This is a genomic window from Vibrio sp. 1-Bac 57 (assembly GCF_037546855.1).
Classification (GTDB): Bacteria; Pseudomonadota; Gammaproteobacteria; order Enterobacterales; family Psychromonadaceae; genus Psychromonas.
The window spans coordinates 11,687-35,239 of the sequence record NZ_JALAAC010000035.1 but is presented as its reverse complement, the minus strand read 5'-3'; the positions used below and the strand labels follow the sequence as shown (position 1 = coordinate 35,239).

General features: G+C 38.2%; 21 protein-coding genes and 1 pseudogene. 3 read left to right on the top strand and 19 right to left on the bottom strand.

Annotation, left to right across the window (positions count from 1 at the left end; translation table 11 throughout):
• Positions 1-293 precede the first annotated feature (293 nt).
• The 8 genes and pseudogenes from cydX to MT391_RS17245 form a co-directional block, all read right to left on the bottom strand.
• A pseudogene (cydX, locus tag MT391_RS17280) lies at positions 294-398 on the bottom strand (cytochrome bd-I oxidase subunit CydX); the annotation flags it as partial.
• A 14-nt stretch (positions 399-412) separates the two neighbouring features.
• Complete coding sequence (gene cydB / locus MT391_RS17275) at positions 413-1,552, bottom strand: cytochrome d ubiquinol oxidase subunit II (RefSeq protein WP_499499195.1); 1,140 nt, start codon at positions 1,550-1,552, stop codon at positions 413-415.
• 9 nt (positions 1,553-1,561) lie between these two features.
• Positions 1,562-3,121, bottom strand: a complete 1,560-nt coding sequence (locus MT391_RS17270; protein ID WP_499440975.1) for a cytochrome ubiquinol oxidase subunit I — start codon at positions 3,119-3,121, stop codon at positions 1,562-1,564.
• Between the two features lie 748 nt (positions 3,122-3,869).
• Positions 3,870-4,877 (bottom strand): Holliday junction branch migration DNA helicase RuvB, encoded by a 1,008-nt coding sequence (gene ruvB / locus MT391_RS17265; RefSeq protein WP_166371535.1) that lies wholly within the window; start codon positions 4,875-4,877, stop codon positions 3,870-3,872.
• A 100-nt stretch (positions 4,878-4,977) separates the two neighbouring features.
• The gene (ruvA, locus tag MT391_RS17260; RefSeq protein ID WP_166371533.1) at positions 4,978-5,601 is read right to left on the bottom strand and encodes a Holliday junction branch migration protein RuvA; all 624 of its coding nucleotides are present in this window, start codon (positions 5,599-5,601) and stop codon (positions 4,978-4,980) included.
• Positions 5,602-5,688: 87 nt separating this feature from the next.
• The gene (gene rarD / locus MT391_RS17255) at positions 5,689-6,576 is read right to left on the bottom strand and encodes an EamA family transporter RarD (RefSeq protein WP_499499193.1); all 888 of its coding nucleotides are present in this window, start codon (positions 6,574-6,576) and stop codon (positions 5,689-5,691) included.
• An 81-nt stretch (positions 6,577-6,657) separates the two neighbouring features.
• On the bottom strand, positions 6,658-7,179 hold the full coding sequence (gene ruvC / locus MT391_RS17250; protein ID WP_166371529.1) for a crossover junction endodeoxyribonuclease RuvC: 522 nt from the start codon (positions 7,177-7,179) through the stop codon (positions 6,658-6,660).
• A gap of 327 nt (positions 7,180-7,506) precedes the next feature.
• Complete coding sequence (locus MT391_RS17245; RefSeq protein WP_166371527.1) at positions 7,507-8,448, bottom strand: LysR family transcriptional regulator; 942 nt, start codon at positions 8,446-8,448, stop codon at positions 7,507-7,509.
• Between the two features lie 105 nt (positions 8,449-8,553).
• On the opposite strand from MT391_RS17245, the gene MT391_RS17240 reads away from it, so the two are divergent.
• Positions 8,554-9,189: a carbonic anhydrase gene (locus MT391_RS17240; RefSeq protein WP_166371525.1), complete on the top strand. Its 636-nt coding sequence runs from the start codon at positions 8,554-8,556 to the stop codon at positions 9,187-9,189.
• Positions 9,190-9,274: 85 nt separating this feature from the next.
• Here MT391_RS17240 and MT391_RS17235 read toward each other — a convergent pair whose 3' ends face one another.
• From MT391_RS17235 to MT391_RS17225, 3 genes are all read right to left on the bottom strand, one after another.
• Positions 9,275-9,562 (bottom strand): hypothetical protein, encoded by a 288-nt coding sequence (locus MT391_RS17235; protein ID WP_166371523.1) that lies wholly within the window; start codon positions 9,560-9,562, stop codon positions 9,275-9,277.
• Positions 9,563-10,020: 458 nt separating this feature from the next.
• Positions 10,021-10,437, bottom strand: a complete 417-nt coding sequence (gene arfB / locus MT391_RS17230) for an alternative ribosome rescue aminoacyl-tRNA hydrolase ArfB (RefSeq protein WP_166371521.1) — start codon at positions 10,435-10,437, stop codon at positions 10,021-10,023.
• On the bottom strand, positions 10,437-11,054 hold the full coding sequence (locus MT391_RS17225; protein WP_499499192.1) for a tRNA-uridine aminocarboxypropyltransferase: 618 nt from the start codon (positions 11,052-11,054) through the stop codon (positions 10,437-10,439). The genes arfB and MT391_RS17225 overlap by 1 nt, the downstream gene beginning before the upstream one ends.
• Positions 11,055-11,099: 45 nt before the next feature.
• On the opposite strand from MT391_RS17225, the gene rrtA reads away from it, so the two are divergent.
• Positions 11,100-11,711, top strand: a complete 612-nt coding sequence (gene rrtA / locus MT391_RS17220; protein WP_166371517.1) for a rhombosortase — start codon at positions 11,100-11,102, stop codon at positions 11,709-11,711.
• 111 nt (positions 11,712-11,822) lie between these two features.
• Here rrtA and flgL read toward each other — a convergent pair whose 3' ends face one another.
• The 3 genes from flgL to flgJ form a co-directional block, all read right to left on the bottom strand.
• Positions 11,823-13,292, bottom strand: coding sequence for a flagellar hook-associated protein FlgL (flgL, locus tag MT391_RS17215; RefSeq protein ID WP_499499190.1), 1,470 nt, complete (start codon positions 13,290-13,292; stop codon positions 11,823-11,825).
• Positions 13,293-13,563: 271 nt separating this feature from the next.
• Entirely contained in the window at positions 13,564-15,579 is a 2,016-nt protein-coding gene (gene flgK / locus MT391_RS17210; protein ID WP_499499188.1) for a flagellar hook-associated protein FlgK, read from the bottom strand.
• Positions 15,572-16,594, bottom strand: coding sequence for a flagellar assembly peptidoglycan hydrolase FlgJ (flgJ, locus tag MT391_RS17205; protein WP_499442756.1), 1,023 nt, complete (start codon positions 16,592-16,594; stop codon positions 15,572-15,574). Before flgJ ends, flgK begins: the two co-directional genes overlap by 8 nt.
• 178 nt (positions 16,595-16,772) lie before the next feature.
• Here flgJ and MT391_RS17200 point away from each other — a divergent pair, with 178 nt between their 5' ends.
• Positions 16,773-18,098, top strand: a complete 1,326-nt coding sequence (locus tag MT391_RS17200; protein WP_499499186.1) for a Na+/H+ antiporter family protein — start codon at positions 16,773-16,775, stop codon at positions 18,096-18,098.
• Between the two features lie 149 nt (positions 18,099-18,247).
• Here the strand turns inward: MT391_RS17200 and MT391_RS17195 are convergent, their stop codons facing one another.
• The 5 genes from MT391_RS17195 to flgE all read right to left on the bottom strand — a co-directional run bounded on the left by MT391_RS17195 (position 18,248) and on the right by flgE (position 23,548).
• Positions 18,248-19,372: a flagellar basal body P-ring protein FlgI gene (locus tag MT391_RS17195; protein WP_299668641.1), complete on the bottom strand. Its 1,125-nt coding sequence runs from the start codon at positions 19,370-19,372 to the stop codon at positions 18,248-18,250.
• A gap of 59 nt (positions 19,373-19,431) precedes the next feature.
• Positions 19,432-20,109, bottom strand: coding sequence for a flagellar basal body L-ring protein FlgH (gene flgH / locus MT391_RS17190; protein WP_166371505.1), 678 nt, complete (start codon positions 20,107-20,109; stop codon positions 19,432-19,434).
• Between the two features lie 13 nt (positions 20,110-20,122).
• Positions 20,123-20,911, bottom strand: a complete 789-nt coding sequence (gene flgG / locus MT391_RS17185) for a flagellar basal-body rod protein FlgG (RefSeq protein WP_166371503.1) — start codon at positions 20,909-20,911, stop codon at positions 20,123-20,125.
• Between the two features lie 44 nt (positions 20,912-20,955).
• Complete coding sequence (locus tag MT391_RS17180) at positions 20,956-21,702, bottom strand: flagellar basal body rod protein FlgF (protein WP_499442750.1); 747 nt, start codon at positions 21,700-21,702, stop codon at positions 20,956-20,958.
• A gap of 358 nt (positions 21,703-22,060) precedes the next feature.
• Positions 22,061-23,548 carry a flagellar hook protein FlgE gene (flgE, locus tag MT391_RS17175; protein WP_499499184.1) on the bottom strand — a complete coding sequence of 496 codons (1,488 nt, stop codon included), beginning with the start codon at positions 23,546-23,548 and terminating at the stop codon, positions 22,061-22,063.
• Positions 23,549-23,553 lie beyond the last annotated feature (5 nt).

The following is a 23,553-nucleotide window of genomic DNA, read 5'->3' as shown; positions in this document are numbered from 1 at the left end:
ACGCGACAAACGCTACTACAACTACCACTTTTTGTCGATAAAGTGGTAGTAATTGCTGTTTTTTAGTCACAAAAAACGAGCATATCTTCTTTTTGTTTATTTGTTTACTATTCTTTTGAGTTAAAAATAAAAGAATAATCTTAGCTAATAAAAAGCCCTTGAAAATAATCATCTTCAAGGGCTTTAAAACACTAAAGTGAATAACGTGCTCCTTGTTAAAAGAGCCGTTTTAGCTAGTCGGTCACCGACTTCATTTCACTATTAGACTTTACTTTATCTTGCTGTTCATTGTTTTTATTTTCTAGCTCATTAGTTTCTACTTGCTCTAACCACAAGCCATTGATAATACCTAATGCACACGCTAATAAAACACCTAAAATCCATGCAAAATACCACATAAAAAAACTCCTAATTAATACGCTGAATGTTTGTGTTTTTTCATATGGGCAATACCGATACGTCCAAACATTTTCAAATAAGCAAACCCTGTATATAACAGAATTAATGGTATAAAGATGGACGCCGCGATCGTCATTATGTTTAATGTGAACTCACTTGAAACAGCATCCCACACGGTTAAACTTGCACTTGGATCTAAGCTTGATGGCATAATGAATGGGAACATGCTAAACGCACATGTCAATAACACGCCAACAAGGGCAATACTGCTACTGATGAAAGCCGTTCCGCTATAATCTTTTTTACTCGCAAACCAAGAAAATAACGGAAATAACAAACCGATAGCAGGTGCAATCATCATCAGAGGATACTTATCATAGTTAGCTAACCATGCCCCAGGTTCAGATATTACCGTTTTTAGTAAAGGATTAGCTGCGCCATTATTATCAATAACTGAAGTCAATACATATCCATCGATGCCTTTTGCCAACCACACGCCTAATACGGCAAATAAGGTAACAATAAGAGGAGCAACAATTAGACTCACCATTCTTGCGCGTTCTCTCACTTGCGCTTCAGTTTTCATTTGCAGCCAAGTAGACCCCTGCAATACAAACATCAGCAACGTGAATATACCCACTAATAAACCAAATGGATTTAATAAACCGAAGAAGCCTCCATGATAAGTAGATCGTAAAAATTCATCGAATGTGAAAGGCACACCTTGTAATAAATTACCAAAAGCAACACCAAACATAATAGGAGGAACTGCACTACCAATGAAGATGCCCCAGTCAAAGGTACTACGCCAGCGAGTATCAGCAATCTTACTACGATAATCAAAACCTACAGGTCTAAAAAATAGTGTAAACAAGGTCAACATCATGGCTACATAAAAACCAGAAAATGCGGTAGCGTAAACTGCTGGCCATGCGGCAAAAATTGCCCCTGCCGCTAATACTAACCAAACCTGATTACCTTCCCAATGAGGTGCAATGCTGTTGATCATAATACGGCGATCTTGGTCGGTTTTACCGATCACTGGGAGCAATGCTCCTACGCCCATATCAAAACCATCGGTAATAACAAAGCCGATCAACAAGACGCTGATCAATACCCACCAAATGACTTTTAACGTTTCGTAATCAAACATAATTTATCCTTATCCTTGCTTGTTTTCGAGTTGTTCAAAATGATAACGTCCAGTTTTCAAACTGCTTGGACCTAAACGAGCAAAACGAAGCATCAAAAATACTTCAACAACTAACAGCACTGTATAAAACGACGCAATAGAGATAATGCTGAACCAAAGTTGCTCAGTTGAGACTGTTGATGTTCCCATATAAGTGGGCAATATTTCAGCAATCGCCCATGGTTGACGGCCATATTCAGCAATAAACCAACCTGCTTCAATTGCGATCCAAGGTAACGGTAAACTGTATAGGCAGATACGATGGAATAATTTATTTTCGCCCACTTTATTTCTTGCTGATTGGTAAAATGCAAACAAGAAAATAAACAGCATAGCAACACCAGCTCCGACCATCACACGGAATGACCAAAAGATTGGTGCAACACCTGGAATACTATCATCCACGGCCATTTTGATTTGCTCTTCGGTTGCGTCAACAACATTGGGAGCGAACCTTTTTAATAATAAGCCGTAACCTAGATCTTCTTTAACTTGATCAAAGGCTGCAATATTTTCAGGTGTATCCTCCCCCGCCTTTATTTTTTCTAATAGAGAATAAGCCACCATACCCGTTCGAATACGCGTATCATGTTCTGCCATTAGATCTTTTAAGCCAGTAACCTCTTCATCAATAGAGCGCGTGGCAATAATACCTAAGGCATAAGGAATTTGCACAGCGTAATCTGTGCGTTGCTCTTCCTGGTTAGGAAAACCTATCACATTGAAAGCCGCAGGTGCTGGATGAGTTTCCCATTCAGACTCTATTGCAGCCAGTTTAACTTTTTGCACATCGCCCACTTCATAACCACTTTCATCACCTAAGATGATAGTACTAAGGATACCTGCTGTACCAAATGCCGCTGCAATCGCAAAAGAGCGCTTAGCAAAGGCAATATCACGACCTTTTAGCAAATAGTATGAGCTAATCGCTAATACAAACATAGCACCAGCAACGTAGCCAGCCGCTACTGTATGGACAAATTTAACTTGCGCAACAGGATTAAAAACGAGTTCAGCAAAGCTATACATTTCCATGCGCATGGTTTCATAGTTAAACTCAGCACCGACTGGGTTCTGCATCCAAGCGTTGGCAATTAATATCCATAACGCAGACATACTTGAGCCAAAAGCAACAAAGAATGTAGCCGTTAAATGTTGTAATTTAGACAGCCTATCCCAGCCAAAAAAGAATAAACCAACAAAAGTCGACTCTAAAAAGAACGCCATCATGCCTTCCATGGCAAGTGGAGCACCAAATACGTCCCCCACATAATGCGAATAATAAGCCCAGTTAGTACCAAACTGGAATTCCATTGTAAGGCCAGTAGCAACCCCTAGTGCGAAGTTAATACCAAATAACTTGCCCCAAAACTTGGTCATATCTTTATAAATCTCTTTACTGGTCATCACATAAAGCGATTCCATAATCAGTAAGATCCAAGATAACCCAAGGGTTAAAGGCACAAATAAAAAGTGATACATCGCGGTCATGGCAAATTGAAATCGCGATAAATCAACAATATCGTCCATTGTATTCTCCTAAGCTTATAAGTAATTAGTGTGTAAATTAGTTATGTTTAAATGTTTAAATGTTTAAATGTTTAAATGTGTAAGGTGTAAAAGTTATATGTTTGAAATTTATATAAAATATTGATAAATAGTTAGCGTATTAATCACTATTAGGTGATAGCTGTATTGAAAAATAGTCGCGTTCGAAAACGAGTGAAGTTGAGATGAGAATAGTATTTTTTAACTGTCTAAGCTGATCATTGTGCTCTTTAATAAAAAAATTAAAGGATGAGAAAATAAAATCGAAAACAGATGCACATTGGATAAGAAAAATTGCGCTCTTTTTAGTCACTTTTACAGTGTAGAATTGGTTAATCAAAGAAATAAATAGATATCTATTTTCAGGCAAAATATTTTTAAGCATTTTCCATTCCTTTTGAAATTAACCATCAAAAAACGAGATTCACACTTGCTTGTTAACTTAATGTAACAGCAGCAAGGAAACAAGCACATTCATTAACCAAGCTTTAACATAAAACAAACAATTATTTAACATCAATGACTTACGGGCCTATTGGACGTTATTTATACTGTTTATATTGATCTTGATCAAGTGAAAAGTATGATCTTGAATAAATAAATTAGAACTGTGAAATAGAAGAGAGTAAATTAAGATAGTCTGCATATTGAAAAGGATATCATCAATTTCAATATGCAGTAAAAGTAGAAATTAGAAATTAGAAATTAGAAATTCAGCTAAAATGTGGATCTATATTGACGGTTTATCAAAACCAAAATGTAGATAAGTACGATTAGTCGCAATTCGCCCTCGAGGAGTACGCTGCAAAAAACCTTGTTGAATCAAATAAGGCTCTAAAACATCCTCAATAGTTTCTTTTTCTTCACCAATCGCTGCTGCTAAGTTATCTAAGCCTACTGGGCCGCCTTGAAAAGTATCTAAGATAGCCATTAATAACTTACGATCCATATAGTCGAAGCCTTCATTATCTACTTCTAACATATCCAACGCTTGTTTAGCCGTTTCATCATTGATCACCGCGGCCTTTTTAACTTGTGCAAAATCACGAACTCGTCGTAATAAACGATTAGCAATACGTGGTGTACCACGTGAACGGCGCGCGACTTCAACCGCGCCTAATTCATCCATCACTAATTGTAAATGTGAGGCACTACGCATCACAATTTTAGTTAATGATTTTAAGTCATAGTATTCTAATCGCTGCACAATCCCGAAACGGTCACGCAAAGGCGAAGTCAATGAACCGGCACGTGTTGTTGCACCAATCAGTGTAAATGGCGGTAAATCTAACTTAATAGAGCGCGCTGCAGGCCCCTCACCAATCATAATATCCAATTGGTAATCTTCCATTGCTGGATAAAGGATCTCTTCAACTACTGGACTTAAACGATGTATTTCATCAATAAACAAAACATCGTTCTCTTCAAGATTGGTTAATAACGCCGCTAAATCACCGGCTTTTTCTAAGATAGGCCCTGACGTTGTTTTAATATTGACTTCAAGTTCATTCGCAACAATATGCGATAAAGTGGTTTTACCTAAGCCTGGAGGCCCAAAAATAAGTAAATGATCCAAGGCTTCGTTCCGCTGACGAGCAGCCTCAATGAAGATCTCCATTTGCGCGTTCACTTGCGGCTGGCCTTCGTAATCAGCTAATAATTTAGGACGTATAGCCCTATCGATTAAATTATCATCGATCTTTTGCGTACCGGAAATAAGGCGATCTTCTTCAATCATGAATGACTCTATTGATGGTTAAGGTATAAGTTAAGGAATAAGTTACGATATAGGTAAAACATTAAATAAATGAAAACAGAATAAATGGATAATAAAGCATTTACATCATATTTTTTAATGAACTGCGGATCAAAGCCTCACAATCCATACCTTCTTGGTAAACTTGTTGAATGGTTTTCTCTGCCACAGCAGGCTTATAACCTAATGCTATCAATGCGCTAATCGCTTCATCTTTAGCGTTACCACTAACAAAAGTGCTTTCAAAGTCATTAGTCAGCGATAACCTATCGGATTCAGGTGTTAACAGATCAGAACCACCCCAGTTTTTCAGACGATCTTTCATTTCAACCACTAATCGCTCAGCCGTTTTCTTACCTACACCGGGTAATTTAACTAACGTACTAACTGCATCATTGTTAATACACTGCACAAACTGATTCGCCGACATGCCAGATAAAATAGCAAGGGCTAGCTTCGGCCCCACTCCATTTACTTTGATTAATTCACGGAACATTGCTCTTTCATGCTTATCGGCAAAACCATACAATAATTGTGCATCTTCCCTTACCACAAAATGCGTATAAACGACTGCTTCTTCACCCACAGCAGGTAAAGGATAAAAGGAACTCATCGGCAGTTGTATTTCATAACCAACACCGGAAACATCTAATAATATCTCAGGAGGTTGCTTTTCTAATAAAATACCGCGTAACAATCCAATCATGCTGTTCCCTGCCTTACTATTTAATAAATGATGACAAGCATAAAAAACAACTGAGTAAATATCCAGTGTTTTTTATGCTTGTTTGTTTTATTTAAACCATTTAATTAATTTACTTTCTAAAACAAACACTAATATTCCAAACCAAATACAAGCAAAGGTAAACATCTTGATAAAAGAGATCGGCTCATCGTAAACCAGTACCGCGAACACAAATAGTATGGAAGGCGCTAAATATTGAAAAAAGCCCAATGTCGAAAGTGGTAAACGTAGAGCAGCTTGGCCAAAAAAGATTAATGGCAGTGCCGTCACAACACCAGCAAACATAAGCCACAGGTTAAGTGACCATGGATTAAGAAGTAGATTAGACGTTTCGCTATCTGTCATCACCACTAAATAGAAAGCCGCGATCGGTAATACCACCAGCGTCTCGATGAATAAACCTGTAATCGCTTTTACCTTTACTTTTTTACGTAATAATCCGTAAAAAGCAAAGCTGAACGGTAGTACTAATGAAACCCACGGTAATTCGCCCACTTGCCAAGCTTGTGCACTCACCCCAATAAAAGCTAATAACACCGCAAACCATTTGATACGAGACAAACGCTCACTTAAAAATACCAATCCTAAGATCACATTAATAATAGGGTTAATAAAATATCCTAAGCTCGCTTCTAACATTTTCCCGTGGTTAATCGCCCAAATAAAAACCAGCCAATTACAGCTGATTAATAATGACGTCATGGTTAATACCAACAAGCTTTTATAGTTACGCGCAACCAGTAAAACATTCGGCCAATGTTTTAAATAAGTAATAAATAAAGCAGTCACCACAACTGACCAAATAACACGATGAGCAAGAATTTCATAAACCGGAATAAACCCTAAGTACTTAAAATAAACGGGTGCAAATCCCCACATTAAATAAGCGCCTAGAGCATATAGAATACCAACCTGTAATTCAGATAGTTTGTTCATATGTTCTCGATAATAAGCAGTTAAGCCTGAAAAACAGGAAGTAAGATGTTACATAAAAAGTTAAAAATAGAGTACTAACAATTAACGGAAACGGCCTCTTACCGTTTTTTTCACTTGCCCAGCCATTGCCACTAAAGATTGTGCAGTATGAGCATGACAAATAGCCACTGCTAGCCCATCGGCCGCATCAGCTTGAGGACGCCCCGATAAGTTTAATATTTGCATGACCATGGATTGTACTTGCTCTTTTGAAGCTGCTCCACTGCCCACAACTGCTTGTTTAATTTGCCTTGCTGAATATTCACACACATACAAATCAGACTGTGTTGCTGCAACCATTGCCGCCCCTCTTGCTTGACCCAGCTTTAATGCAGAATCAGGGTTCTTCGCCATAAACACTTGTTCAATAGCAAATTCAGAAGGGTTATACTGCTGGATGATTTCCGCAATACCATTAAAAATCATGTTTAATTTAGGTGCGAGCGTATCACCTTTAGTGCGAATACAACCGCTGGCTAAATAAATACATTGACTGCCTTTTTGCTGGATAACACCATATCCAGTGATCCTAGACCCAGGATCTATGCCCAAAATAATACTCAACGCTATGCCGCCTTTTATGATCTCTTATTATGATTGTTTATCGATTAAACTTGAACTGTAGTAGCCGCTCTCAAAAGTTATCTCACAGCAATAAATTTTCTTAGCCATCATTTATACCAATTCGGCAAAATAGCTGTTCATATACATAAAGGAGCTAGTATGGCTATTAGACCTTTTTCATTCACGCAGGAAATAAAAACAGCAAACATAGTGACTGAACCGACGTGAAATATCCACTTAAAAAAAGCAGATGCAAAATAAGCACTGCCACAAATCAAAATACTTTAAAAAATAACAGCTTAAAGACTTAAGGGATAACTAGTTAGTTTACGTTTTTTTAAAGAAATGCTGCTCTAAAAAACGATTACGTAATGCCGGTACATTTTTTTCTGCGGATAATACAAAATCAATAAATGCCTTAGCAATCGGGGATAAATGTTTACTCTCATGGTGAACTAAATACCAACTTCTCACTAATGGGAAACCTTCCACCTTTAATTCGACTAAGATGCCAGTACTTAGCTCCAATGTAACACTATGTTTAGAAACGACGGAAATACCTAAGTCAGCCATCACCGCTTGCTTTATCGTTTCACTATTACCCAGCGTCATATTCACTTTCAGTGGCACATTCTTATCTTTTAAAAATTGTTCAAACGCTTTGCGTGTGCCCGACCCTTTTTCCCGATGTATAAAAGCATGCTCAGATAACTCTGCTAATGGGATATGTTCTCGTTTTGCTAACGCATGCTGAGGACTGGCAATTAAAATAATCGGATTATCTACAAAAGGATATTTAGTTAATGCCATGGTTTCCGGAATTAATCCCATGATCACTAAATCATCTTTGTTTTCATGTAAGCGTTGAATAATTTGCTCTCGATTAACAATATCAAGATGAAAGTTAACCTTGGGATGTAACTTATGAAAGGCCCCGAGTAAGTGCGGCGTAAAATATTTAGCACTGGTCACCGCAGATAAACAAAAATCACCAGTTAACTCCCCTTTTAAAGCACTTAGGGTCATATCAATATTATCAAAACTGATAAACAACTCATCGCAAAAGGTTTTTAACTCTTTCCCAGCAGGAGTCAGGAATAACGTTTTACCTATCTTTTCAAAAAGGAATATATCCAAGTTATTTTCAAGCTGCTTCAATTGAATACTCACAGCGGGTTGCGATAAACCTAGCTTATCCGCCGCTTTGGTATAATTCATGGAAATAGCGACTTGACGAAACACTTTTAATTGATGAAGAGTAGCGCGCATATTTAATCATTAACCTTTGTTTATGGTAAAAATAAAATTTATTAATTTTTATTAATGAAGTTTATCCTCTATTATCAGCATTATGTCAATAATAAGGAAAATTCTATGTCTGCTGCTGATAAATTAATTGCAGGATACCAACGCTTTCGTGAAGGTTACTATCAAGAAAACCAAGCTCAGTTATTTAAATTAGCTGACGAAGGCCAATCCCCTAAAATAGCAATAGTAAGCTGTTCTGATTCTCGCGTTGACCCAACCATTATATTAGATTGCGAACCTGGCGATTTATTTGTTATTCGAAACGTGGCAAATTTGGTTCCACCCTGTGAAGATACTGATAATTTTCACGGTACCAGTGCAGCATTGGAATTTGCCGTCACAGGCCTTGAAGTTGAAAGTATTATTGTTTTAGGGCACACCCAGTGTGGTGGTATTAAAGCATTGATGGATAGTGCAGGGAAAAAAGTCGATAAAAGCTTTATCTCAAAATGGATGCTACAACTTGAGCATGTTCGTGATGATATTATTGCGGACACAGAATTAAAAGACCAAGCAAGTCGCTATAGTTGCTGTGAACAAAAAGGCGTTCAACAATCTTTAGATAATTTAATGACCTTCCCGTGGATTAAAAAGCGTGTTGAATCAGGAGATTTAAAACTACATGGATGGCGCTACGATCTTTACAGTTCAGAACTGTGTGCATTAGACGAAAAAAGCGGAGAATTTGTTCGCATTAGCTAGTGCTAATAAAATAAAGAGCTGTTAATACAGCTCTTTATAAAATTGATAACATTTTTAAAATACAACTCGAGTTGATACAGTAAACTTAATCGTCGTAACCAAAGTCAGTATCAGAGTCATAATCATCACTACTGGTATTGATATATAACCCATCTTCTAACTCTTCAAAGCCACTCGGCATTTGCACTACAAACTCATCGGCATCGACATCAAACGTAGCAACTACTTCAGGTAATTCATCGGTTTCAACATGAATGAAACGATATTGTTCTCCTGATTGATTCGCATCTTCCCAGATAAAATCATCGGCATCCAAAGTATACTCTTCTTCTGTATCTTCATTACGAAGTGCATAAAAACCCATTAACGACATAACTATCCCTTCTTAAATTAACAACTCTTTTAAATTAAACTAACAACACTAAATGGCAATTTTATGACACCAATAAATAACATAGTGATTAACACTTAATAAACTATTCTGTGTGGTACATTTTGTCAAAACCCAATTAGGGTTAGATAATAGACCCATGATACTTTAAGGTACAAAGTCAGCAAGGAAAACTAGTGCCAAGGTGATAGGCATAAAGTTAATTTTTCGAGAGATAGTCACTCTACATGGAGACTTTATAACAACCCAAACTGGTGGTATTGCCCCTTATATTCAGATCCCGTGCAAGACAAATACCTTAAAGTGGCGTGGGTATAAATCTATTCAGTAATCTATCTACCCAGTAACCTATCTACTTACTGCCCTTGTTGTTCCTAATATTTCTAAAGCACCTAATGTTTCTAAAGCTCCTAATATTTCTAAAGCTTCTGCAATTTCAATTAATCAGTGACTTTCCCTCGCAACGCTTTGTTATTGCCCACTCGTTTTTTATCATCAACTCGACGTTTTTTTGCATTACGAGAAGGTTTTGTCGCCTTTCTTGATTTTTGTATCTTAACGGCACTTAAAATCAGTTCTTTTAAGCGGGCTAAGGCCTCTTCTCTATTTTTTTCCTGAGTACGATGTACTTGCGCTTTTAATATAATAACGCCATCTTCCGTGACTCTATGATCAGATAACGCTAATAGGCGCTGTTTATAAAAATCAGGCAGAGTAGAACTTTTAATATCAAAACGTAAATGTATGGCAGAGTTAACTTTATTTACATTTTGCCCACCAGCACCCTGTGCTCGAATCGCGGTTAATTGCAATTGCCAGTCGGCAATTTCTACACCTGCAGATATTTGTAATGGCATTAAACATCACCTCCTTTAATTGGGTCTAAGTAATGTTTCTGATATACCTCAGCAGGCATACTCGCGATTTGAAAGTCGATCATTTTATTAAATGAATCCAATAAAGGAATGAATTTAGTATGATCATTTTCTAATGCGGATAATAAAGCATAACCAGCTTCAACCGTGGATAAACCATCTTCTCGGGGGGATTTTCTAATACGATAATTACTTTTATCTGCGACATCCATCATCACTTTCGGTAATGCTTGTAAAAAAGGATTATTCATTAATAACTTATAAGCCTTTTTCCAACTTCCATCGAGTAATATAAATTGCGTATTAGCATCTATTTTTTGCTTTTCCTGTAAGGTTGATACTGTATTAGCCAGCTCATCGGGAAACACTAAGAACGTATTATCAAGGTCAAAATCAGTCGCTTCAAAGGTATTTGCCGTAGTTATTTTTACTAGTGACAAAGATAACGCTAAAATTCGTGCCGTGCCGATCGCTTTATGTTGTTCACTTGGGTCTTGCAAAACATGTAAAAAGTGTTGATTATCAAGCACACAAATTGAGGCACAAATACACGCAGGCAATGCTTTATTACATTGGCTGCAAACCGCTCTTTTACTCATTATTTGTTTCAACTTTTTTTAAGGTTCATTTTTTAAGGTTAATTAATGCGTTCAATATGGATTAACAACGCTATTATTTTGACACTCTGTTTATTGGTATTTATTTTTCAAGCAGAGAGTCATCAATGGTTAGCATATTATCACAGCGATATTGAAAAGGGCCAATGGTGGCGTTTACTGACGGCACATATTTGCCACACTAACGGTTACCATTTAATACTTAATGGCATAGGGTTAGCTGTAGTTAGTGCTTTATTTTTGGATACTTTTAAAACTGTTTCTTTAATCTTTTCAGCATGCTTCAGCGCGATTTTTATTAGTATTTGTTTATTATTACTAGAGCCAGACTTGCAATGGTATGTGGGCTTATCCGGCGTATTACATGCACTATTTGCCATCGGAGTGTGTGATGAATTAAAAAAAGGAGATAGATGGGGAATAGTTTTAGGGTTGGGTTTTATCACTAAAATTGCATTTGAACAGTTTAATGGCCCTTCACTTATGACTGAATCATTAATTGCCGCCACAGTATTTATTAATGCTCACTTATATGGTGCGATTGCAGGTGTTGTATATTTTTTAATGATTCCACTCTGGCAAAAAATGCTTGTTACGGCAAAACGTGCGATAAAAAATAGTGTTAAAAATAACGAATGATAGGCTATAAATAACAAGAAAATAAAAGCGATATGCGATGTGTCTGTATACGAAAACCTTCGCTTAGCAGAATGACATTATTATTACCTATGTTAATTATCGCTTCTATTTTTAGATCAAGTTAAACAAACTGAGTTGTTGCAGTTGTACGTATGTTTTTTGAGAGATCTCTAACATACTATATTGTTCTTGATATTCACTGATCGCCGCCGCCATATCTAAGTCTTCTAAACTGGATAACGTAGTCTGAGCGGTTAAATTAAAGTCCAATGTTGATTCACGTTGATTATCAATGGTTCTTAATCGTGCACCCACTGAACTTTGTGTACTCATCACGTTATCCATTGCACCATCAATTTGTAGCAATGAATTACTAAATGCACTATTACGTGCAGCCGTAGCTGTTTTATCGGTACCGGGAATGCGCAAAGCATCAATAGAACTCTGTAGCGTTGCAAAAATATCTTTTTCTTCACTTTGACGTAAGGTAAAAGAATCCCCATCAACTACATCTCCTTTAAGCTCAGTTTTAATGCCGTTGAATGTAATCGCTTTACCGTCTTCATAGGGTGTTGGTTCTACAAACTTGGTTAGCGCGTAACTATCACTATCATCAGGAAGACCATTAACTTCAAATTTGATACCGTCTATTTCAAAGGATTGCGCTTCGCTATATTCATTGACATTATTTGCATTATAAGGTGATGCGGATGACACCCCATTAATTGAAATAAAAAACTTTTTAGGTTCAGCTGAACTTTCTACAAATTTAATATCAAAAGAGGTTGTTGAGTTGGCGGCAACACTATTAATTTTAATCGTAGCACTGCCCGTGACTACACTTTTTTCTAATCCATAAACAGAATATTCTTGACCATCGGTACCATCAGTAATTGCAATTGTATAATCTTGATCGAGGTAATCACGCGCAGCGTTTGTATCAGCAACACTACCTTGACTAATCTCTGCACCACCTTGGTTTTCCGAACCAACCTCTGAAACAAAAGTACCATTACCTTCAGCTATATTCATAAAAACGTTAGCGCCGGAATCATTACCTTGAATCGACACTCCAGAGCCTATTCTATAGTCTCGTTCACCACTGTCTCCATGATATATAACTTGGCCAAACTCATTCTTTTGAAAAGGTTGTGTGTCCACTTCAAAGCCTGCGAAGATATATTGGCTGTTACCATCTTTGGTATTAGCAACCCCCATCAACTCATCACGTAAATTTTCAAGTTCGACAGCAATAGCTTCTCGATTTGATTCATTCATGGTGCCGTTACTACCGCTCACCATCAATTCGCGCGCTCGTTGTAAAATATTAGTACTCTGCGTAAGTGCAGTATCAATTAACTCGTTAGCGGACTCGGCCATTTTCCCATTTTCAATGAATTGTTCGCCCACGGAGATATCTTGCTTTAAGCGTTGTATGGTGGCAATAGCAACAGGATCATCACTACCATGAATAACCCGTTTTTGGCTCGCCATATGCAAGTTTTGGTCACTTAACTCAGACTGTTGTGACATTAATGAACTAGTATTACGCATAAAAAGCATTTGAGATGAAATTCGCATACGGCCTCTCTGATTTCTTTTTGAGCTTGACGCTCACCTATTTAATTAAAATGCAAAAATCACGCCAGTATGGTTATAAAACAGCTAAAAAAGGTAAAGAGGGTAATTTTAGAAGTATACGAAGGATTAAAAAGGATCACTGTATAAATAACAGATACAGCTACTTTGAAAAAAGTTAAAAATAAATCTGTCTTTTAAAGTACGGCCTTGAATAGATTGTTTTAGCATTATCACCCAGATGTAAAAACAGCATTTGGATGATAACGAGATATTATCGAGCCGCCTGTAAAATAGTGTCAAATAATTCACTAGCAATGGTAATAACACGTGCAGCTGCACTGTAGTGTTGTTGATACATTAGTAGGTTTGCTGCTTCTTCATCCATATTCACTCCACTCACCGATTGAATACGTTCAAAAGATTGATTTTTTAATATTGCTGAAGATTGCATCGCTACATCTGCGTTTGCTGTTTTAGCGCCTATCTCGGAAATCATTTCACTATAAACATCTTGAAAGGTCGACTTACCGTCATTCATTATTTTAGTATTTTGCAGATCAGACATAGCTAAAATATTTCGATTATCACCTGCACCTGTTTCATTATAATTTAATGTGATCTCATCACCGGCAACGGGTATACCTTTTTCCATTTCTACCTTAACGCCACCAAATTCAAGTGTAGCTTTGCCAGTTAAAGGGTCAATTATAGCGGTTAACTCTGGTGTGTTAATTTGATTGTCATTTTTATCAAAAATATTATAAAAAACTTCGCTGGTAGTTGTATTCGTTGATATTTTAATTGTTATTGGACTATCTTCATCCATATAATTAGGGTCACCTTTATCAACAATGCCACTGACATGAAATGTTGCAGTGCCATTATTGGTATCGCTAACTACCGCTTTAATTTCCGCGTCTGCAACGGCTACTTTTGTAGGGTCTGTCTCATCTAAACTAGCTTGCTGAGCCCCTAAACGTGTTGGACGCAAGGTGAATTCTTTACCGACCTGTAATGGTTCTGAAGCTGAAATTGAATCGATTCCAATACTAATGCCTGCTCCAGGAATCTCAATACGCTTATCATTTGTCAAGTCTGTGATGGAAACAGTTTGAGTTTCGCCGGTGGTATTGTTGGTAACAGAAAATGTAAGATCTATACCAGGATCATTAGGAATTACTTTTAATGAGAATTCATCGGCAGATAACTCGCTTAAATCATCAATACGCACACTTAATGTGGCTTCACCTTTACCATCAGCATGACTTAATACACGGCTTTTCATGGCCTGATCACTATTAATATCATTAAATAATGCCGCACCAATCTCGCCGTCTAAGGTTTGACCTTGTTGTTGCTGCTCATTGATAGCGTGGGTTAAACCGATTACATTCTGGCCTAACTGATTAAATGCACGCTCTATTTCATTTTCACGAGTTTCAAATAACGCACTGACTTTCCCCCCAAACTTACTACCATCAACTGGCGATGTTTTACCATTATTGCTTAATGCTAGTTCTTTTCGAGCGGGATCTGGGTCTCCGTTAATCGCAACAATAGATTGAGATTGAACACCCATCACTAAACCTTGGCCGCTACCGATATAAATATTCACCATATTATTATCCGCTTCAAGCACGGAGACATTAACGTATTCACTTAAGGCGGTAATGGCCTGATCACGTCTATCTAATAAATCATTAGCATCACCACTACTGTCCGAACTAGACACAGCAAGTATACGGCTATTTAATGTTGCAATATTGTCAGCGAGTTCAGTGATCGCCGCGGCAGAATTCTCAATATCATAATTAACACCACTGTATTGCGTTTCTAATTGTTGATACAGCGTATTGTATTGATTGATCATATTCGATGCGTCTTCAAGGAATACAGCACGCGTTTCTATTGTATTCGGATGATCTGCAACATCGCCTAGTGAAGAAAATAAACTAAGAACGGACTTAGCAACAGAGGTGCTTTCATTCGAGAGTAATTTATCTAATTGGCTCGCTTGCGTGTAACTCACTTCGTTATAAGCGTGATCCGAGGTATTAATAATGTTTTCTTTAAATGCAAATTGATCATAGGCACGGTCAATTCCGTTGATAATAGAGCCATTACCAATAAAATTGGCCCCTAATTTTTGTGCCTGTGCACTGGTAATGTCAACAGTTTGACGAGAGTAGCCTTCCGTACTCACATTACTAATATTGTGACTGGTAGTTGCTAGACTTGCCTGTGAAGAGTAGATCCCCGACAGTCCAATTTGGAATAAATCAGCCATTGTTATTATCTCCCGCAACAACCGATTGGAAGTTATCGCTGTTCATAATCGCTTTAATTTTATCTGCATATTGTGGATCGGTTGCATAACCCGCTTGTTGTAACTCTTCAATATAACGATCTGCGTTCTCACCTTGCTGTAAAGCTTGCTCGTAGCGTTTATTGTTACTAATAAAATTCGTATAATCTTTAAAACTTTCATGTAGATTTTCGTAAACTCGAAAATTAGAACGACGCTGTACACCAACACCATCTTCAACCTCTAAACTGCTTTTATTAACGCTTTCACCCTGCCAACTATTGTGAGATTTAATGTTAAACAGATTGAAACTACTTTGCTGGTTGGCAGTTTGCAGCACTTTTTTACCCCAGCCTGTTTCCAATGCAGATTGAGCGACTAAAACCTCAGGTGAAATACCTAAAGACTTAGCTGCTTTTTGTGCATAGGGTAACAATGTGGCAATAAAGGACGATGGCGAACTAAAGTCAATTTTCTGTGCGCTAGCATTTGTATTAACATCATCGGCACTCTCCGCTTTCTGTTGCAATGCACTATCATTGATTTTTGTTTGTAATGACGCTTGTAATTGATCTGGCTTTTTAAAGTCAGTAACGCTTTCTTTTGTTGTTAAACTCATCATTTCAGGCTCTTGCTCAGGCATCATTAGTTGATCCTGTGGCACTGACTGTGGGCGTACCATAGATGTTGGGTCTAACTGCCTAACTAATGCATCAGCGAGTCCTAGCGAACCGTGACGACTGATATCAACGGCTAACTGCTTATCTTGCATATCCGTATAAAATTTTGTTTGTTGGTTATTAAAGGGACTTTCAGTTTCAAAGGCAGCGTTGGCTTCTCGCATTGATTTAATTAACATCGATGCAAACATAGACTCAAACTGATTCGCGACTTCACGGATCGTTTCTTTGTCATTGGTCTTGGTTTTTTGACGCAACTGCTCCAACCCTTGTAGATCAAAGTAATTACTTGCCTGTGTTACCGTTTGATTGCTCATTAACAGCCCCTATTTATACCGTTAAACTAATAAAGCAAAATAGGTGCCAACAGTTCCAATTAGAACTATAACTACCTTTTTTCTGATTAATAATAAAAAGGAGGTTAGTTTTCTCAGCAAAGTAGCGCCGCATCACGTAGAATGCCTGCGATTTTTACCCTACCCACAAGGAATAGTTATGCTTAACCCTGTTTTACTGGCGGTATGTATCATGCTTATTTTATCCATGATGCGCATTAATGTTGTTATTGCACTGACACTCAGTGCTCTAATTGGAGGTTTAACGGCTGGTTTATCTCTGCCTGATACCATCTCTGCATTTGAAAGTGGCCTAGGTGGCGGTGCAACTATTGCATTGAGCTATGCTATGTTAGGTGCCTTTGCCGTTGCGATTTCTAAATCAGGTATTACTGATTTATTATCACAAGCGATTATTAAACGCTTAAACGGAGAGCAGACACAACAAGTGTCTACAACCATCAAATACACTGTATTTACCGTTATCCTATTGATGACAATCGCATCACAAAATGTGATCCCTGTGCATATCGCATTTATCCCTATCTTAATACCGCCGTTACTGGGTGTGCTTAATAAATTACGAGTGGACAGACGTTTAGCCGCTTGTATTCTAACCTTTGGTTTAGTGACTCCTTACATGGTATTACCCATCGGTTTTGGTGGTATTTTCTTAAATAACATTCTTTTAAAAAACTTACATGACAATGGCTTAGAGGTCACAGCAGCACAGGTACCGACGGCGATGCTTTTACCTGCAATGGGTATGATTGTGGGTTTATTAACAGCTGTTTTTATTAGCTACCGTAAACCGCGTGTATACCAAGAAAAAGTAGCTAATTCAAAAGCGGCGGAATTAAAGGTACTGGATAAACGTCATATTATTGTTGCTTTATTAGCAATTATTGCAACTTTAACCGTACAACTATTAACGGGGTCAATGATTGTTGGTTCGCTAGCGGGTTTCAGTGTATTCACCGTGGGTGGCGTCATTGCTTGGAAAGAAACCCATGATGTATTCACTAAAGGTGTACACATGATGGCAATGATTGGTTTTATCATGATTGCCGCTGCAGGTTTTGCCGCAGTAATGAAAGCAACTGGCAGTGTGGAAACATTAGTAGAAGCATTATCTTCAGGTATTGGAGAGAACAAATCCTTAGCAGCGATATTAATGCTAGTGATTGGATTATTAGTCACCATGGGTATAGGCTCTTCGTTTTCAACTATCCCTATTATTGCCACTATTTATGTCCCACTAGCAATAGCATTTGGCTTCTCTCCAATGGCCATTATTGCATTGGTAGGTACCGCAGCGGCATTAGGTGACGCCGGTTCACCAGCATCTGACTCAACATTAGGGCCAACGTCCGGCCTTAATGCAGATGGTGAACATGATCATATCCGTGACACTGTTATTCCAACTTTTCTGCATTACAATCTACCGTTAATCGCCTTTGGTTGGATAGCGGCAATGACCTTGTAATAAGCACAGAGAAAAATAGTTTAAGAGCGACTTGCTGATATTGATCACGCGATAGCCCTTAACGTAAAAAGGGAAAACCATTGGTTTTCCCTTTTTTGTATCCGCATACTTTTTTGTACACGTGTAAATGGATCCATTACCGATAAAGATTAAATAATAACTAGCTCACCTTGTAACGCACCCGCTTGTTTTAATGCTTCTAGTATCGCCATTAAATCACCAGGCGCAAGCCCTACTTCATTCACTGCACGCACTAAATCATTTAGACTAATTCCAGTATCAAATCGAAACATACGGCTATCTTCCTGAGTAACATTAACAATACTATTTTCAACTACTTCAGTATCACCACCAGCAAATGGGTTAGGTTGCACGACTTCTTTATTTTCACTAATCGTGACACTAATACCGCCATGAGTAATAGCCGTTGGTAATAATCGAACATCTTGGCCTACCACTATTGTACCAGTACGCGAGTTAACAATGATTTTTGCCCCTGAGCGGGCAGGACTAAATTCTAAATTTTCTAGTGTTGATAAATAAGAAACCCGTTGTGAGATATTGCGCGGCGCTAACACCTGAACTGACGTTGCATCTAATAAACTGGCCGTATTAGGACCCACTAAATTATTAATCGTATCTGCCATCAATTTTGCCGTAGTAAAATCAGAGTCATGCAGGTTAAAAGTAATGGTATCGCCCTGTCCAAAAGGAGAAATAACTTCTCGCTCAACAATGGCACCATTTGCAATACGACCAACGGTAGGTGTATTGATCACCACTTTCGAACCGTCAGCACCTTCAGCGCCAAGCCCTCCAACAACAAGACTCCCCTGTGCTAGCGCATAAACCTTACCATCAACCCCTTTCAAAAAGGTCTGTAACAACTCCCCCCCACGTAAACTTTTTGCTTCACCAATTGCTGACACAGTGATGTCAATTTTCTGACCTCGTTTAGCAAAGGCTTTTAATTCCGCAGTGATCGCCACTGGCGCAACATTTTTAATCTTTAAAGTTTGGCCTTGTGGAATATTGATCCCAAAATTTCTTAACATGGTCGCAAAAGCTTGCTCAGTAAACTTACTACTTTTTTCCCCGGTGCCCGGTAAACCGACTACCAAACCATATCCAACTAATTGGTTACTTCGAACCCCTTGCACACTGGCAATATCTTTGATTCGCGCTGCATCCGCTGTATTAACCAACAGCGATAGGGTTAAACCTAAGCATGCTGAAAAAAAACAGTTCGCTGTTCCTTTTGATGAAAATAGCATATGACTCTCCTTACCTTATCGCTTATGTAAATAATATCGCTGATGCAAATAAATGACTTTTAGAACGGCCAATAAGGGCCATTAAAGAATGCAGTTAACCAACCTTGGCTTTGTGTGTTAGCAAAGGTGCCGGTGCCGCCATACTGAATGCGAGCATTGGCAACATGGGTTGATGAAACCGAGTTATCAGAACTAACATCTTCGGAGCGAATGACGCCACGTATACGCACAAACTCTTCACCATTATTTAACATCAACCATTTTTCACCGCGAATTTCTAAATTACCATTACTTAAAACGCGTGTTACGTTAACCGTGATACTGCCTTTTAAACTATTGCTTTGGTCTGCATCGGCATCTCCGGCAAAACCACTGTCTTGAGAAATACCTCCCCCAAAACCAAAACCAGGTACAAGTGAGCCACTAGGTAACGTAATATCGTCGACACTCATTTTATACGAGTTACTTTTATCCAAACTGGTGCCAGCTTGTTTAGTGGCCTTGGTTGATTCTTCTAGATTCACGGTGATAATGTCGCCAACGCGATGCGCTTTAATATCTGAATAAAGGTTATTAGCATAACTCTCTTGAAATAAAGACCCTGTAGTGACCACATTTAAATCTGCTTCAAGTGGCTCTACCGGTGCATATTCAGGGTCATTCTTCACTTCTTGATTGGGTAGTGAAGTACAACCTACGACGCTAAATATTGCACATAAAATTATAATATTTCTCATATTAACCACCTATTTATAGCTGTTGGCTAACGTAAGAGAGCATTTCATCAACCGCTGAAATTACTTTTGAGTTCATTTCGTAAACACGCTGACTCTCGATCAAGTTAACCAGTTCTTCTGTTACGTTAACATTAGACGTTTCCAACATTCCCTGACGAATAAAACCTAATCCGTCACCACCCGGTACGCCTTCAATAGGTGCTCCAGAAGCCCCTGTTTCTGCGTATAAATTTTGCCCTAAAGGCTCTAAACCAGATGAGTTAATAAAATCATTCACATTTAATTGCCCAACCACTTGGTTTTCGGCTTGACCGGCAATACTCACTGACACTTCACCCTCAGCACCAATACTAATCGTTTGCGCATTTTCAGGAATTTGAATTTGTGGTAATAATGGATAACCAGAACCTGGCGTTACCATGACCCCTTCTTCATTAAGCATGAATTGACCGTTACGCGTATACGATGAACTTCCATCTGGCATTTCTATTTCAAAAAAACCACGACCATCAATCATCACATCTAAGGAGTTATTAGTGGTTAACGCATTACCCTGTGTAAAGTTCTTTTGTACCGCGACAACCTTTGCACCAGAACCAAGCATTAATCCCGAAGGCAGCTTAGTATTTTGTGTTTCATTAGCACCCGGTTGGTTAACCGTTTGATATAACAGATCTTCAAAAATGGCACGACTCTTTTTAAAACCAACGGTACTTGCATTGGCTAAGTTATTTGAAATAGTTGCGACGTTAGTTTGCTGTGCATCTAACCCTGTTTTACTGATCCATAAAGCGGAATGCATAACCTTTCTCCTTAAAATTCTTTAATAATGCGTAGACTAATGACTTAAGACATTCGAAGTAGAGATTCAGAACTTTTATCTATCTCTTCGGCTTTTTTCATCATCTTAATTTGCATTTCAAAACTACGTTGTAAGTTAATTAAACTGGTTAACTCACTACTTAAATTAACGTTTGATGACTCTAGAGCACCGTTAGCGACAACCACATCATTTGAAACTTGTAACGGTTGACCATCAATACGGCGGAATAAACCATCTGAACCACGCATTAAATCTTTGATATCTGGATTGACTAATTTTAATTTAGCGATATCTTCCATTCCATCGGCAGGTGCACCTTCAGGGCGAACCTCAATCATCCCGTCTTTACGAATATTGAATTTTTCAATGGGCATCGGGATATAAATATTATTACCGGTTTCATCCATTACTTCTTGGCCATTGGCGTCAATTAAAAAGCCTTCTGCAGTGATATTAAAATCACCACTACGTGTTAACCCTTCGTCACCCGCTTCGGATTTAACAACAAACCACCCCTCACCTTCTACGGCAACATCTAACTCTCGTCCGGTATCATGAACAATGCCGCTGTCAAAATTTTGTCCTGGTGATTCAGTAAGCGCAAAGACTCGTGTTGGTAAGCCTTGCCCGTGAACTTGCATACTACGAGCTTGCTCAAAACTGGCCTTAAACCCTGTTTTACTGGCATTTGCTAAGTTATTACTGTGAATAGCTAACGCATTCATGGTCTCTTTAGCGCCTGACATTGAAACATAAAGAAAATTATCCATTTTGACTTCCTTAACTATTAACCGCTTAATTCATAACAATGGCAATTGCCGCATTATTTATTGTGTTTTTTCTTGATACATTCATAAATGCAATCGTTATGCCAACAAAATAAAAATGAGGAAGCTGAGCAGCAAATATAGATAAAGTTAGGGGTGGAGAAGGTTCAGTTTTTAGTTGTTTATATTTAGAACTTAAAATATGGGAGTGTAGAGACACATGTAGTTTAGGAGGCTAAGAGGTTAAAAGGTTAAAAAACTAAAAGTTTGAAGCATTTAAAGAATGTAAGCGTTGACTTTTTATACAATAAAAACGCACCGAGAAAGGTGCGTTTTAGGAATCATTAACTAATTTATAAAATTAACGAATTTGTAAAATAGTTTGTTGTAATTCGTTACTGATCTCTAATGAACGAGAGTTAGCTTGGAAGTTACGTTGCGCAGAAATCAAGTCCACCAGCTCAGTTGTTAAATCAACATTAGATTGCTCTAGGGCAGCAGAGTTAATGAGACCAAATGAACCTTCGCCACCTTCCCCTGCAATAGGATCACCAGAACTTTGCGAAGCACTCCAGCTTGAACCAGTTTGTGCTAAACCCTGTTCATTACGAAAACGCACCATAGCAACACGCGCAATAGGATCAGAGGTACCGTTACTGTAAGAGGCTTTAATTAATCCATCATTACCAATTTCAACGCCAGTCAAACGACCGACAGTTAAACCATCTTGTTCTAATGAAGTCACCCCAAATGATGAAGCATATTGTGTAGGGTCATCAAAAGAAAGTACAATATTTTGCTCTCCATCTGTTCCTTGTTTCAACAACCCAGCCCCATTTTGTCCAAGTTCTTCAAATTCAAGTACTTCAGGGCTACTAGTTAAATACTTACCAGAAGAGTCAAAACTAAGAACGATGCCATGTTGAGCGGTAACAGAACCATCATCGTTTGTAAAAGAATATTCTGTACTTTTCGTTAATGAGCTATATGTGGGATTATTATCTGCATCTAGTACTGGATTACCATCTGTATCAACAATCGGTTTGGTATCAAATTTACCATCTCCAATCACCTCACCATCCGCATTAGTAGCACCTGCAGTATCATATTTATAGCCAATAGTGTCAGACGCATTTTTAGGGTCGATTGGAACGCCATCAATCGTCATATAAGCTAACCATTGGCTCTTGCCATCTGCAGAAGCATTTTCTGGTTTAACATAATAAGTATTCATCGTACGCGCTTCACCCAATGAATCATAAATAGTCACAGAAGTAGCGTTATTATAGGTACTAGGGTCTTTAGGATTAAACTTAGAAGGATCTAGAGCTTCATCACCAGCAGGTAAATTTAAACTTATTTTTACACTAGAAGTGGCTTCAGGGGAGCCTGCTGTTTCTGGCAATTGAATCGGTCCTGTTGTACTTAAACTAACTGATGAAGAAGTCCCATCATCATTAACAGGAAAAGCTTGTAAGTAATTGCCGCTGTTATCAACAATATAATTTTCATCATTTAATTTAAAAGTACCGGCACGCGTATAACTTAAATCTTTATCGTCAATACCACTGGCCGTGGCAAAGAACCCACTACCTGTAATAGCTAGATCCAATGGATTATCAGTAAATTTTAAGCTTCCTTGGTGAAATTGCTGTGCAACGGCAGCAACGGAAGTACCGTCACCCACTTTGGTCGCACTGTTAGAAAATAGAGAGTTTGCGTAAACGCTATCGAACTCGGCGCGAGACTCTTTAAAACCAACGGTATTTACATTTGCAATATTATTTGACGTTGTGTCTAAATCAGTCTGAGCTGCCGCAATTCCGCTTAATGCTACATTAAATGACATAGTGA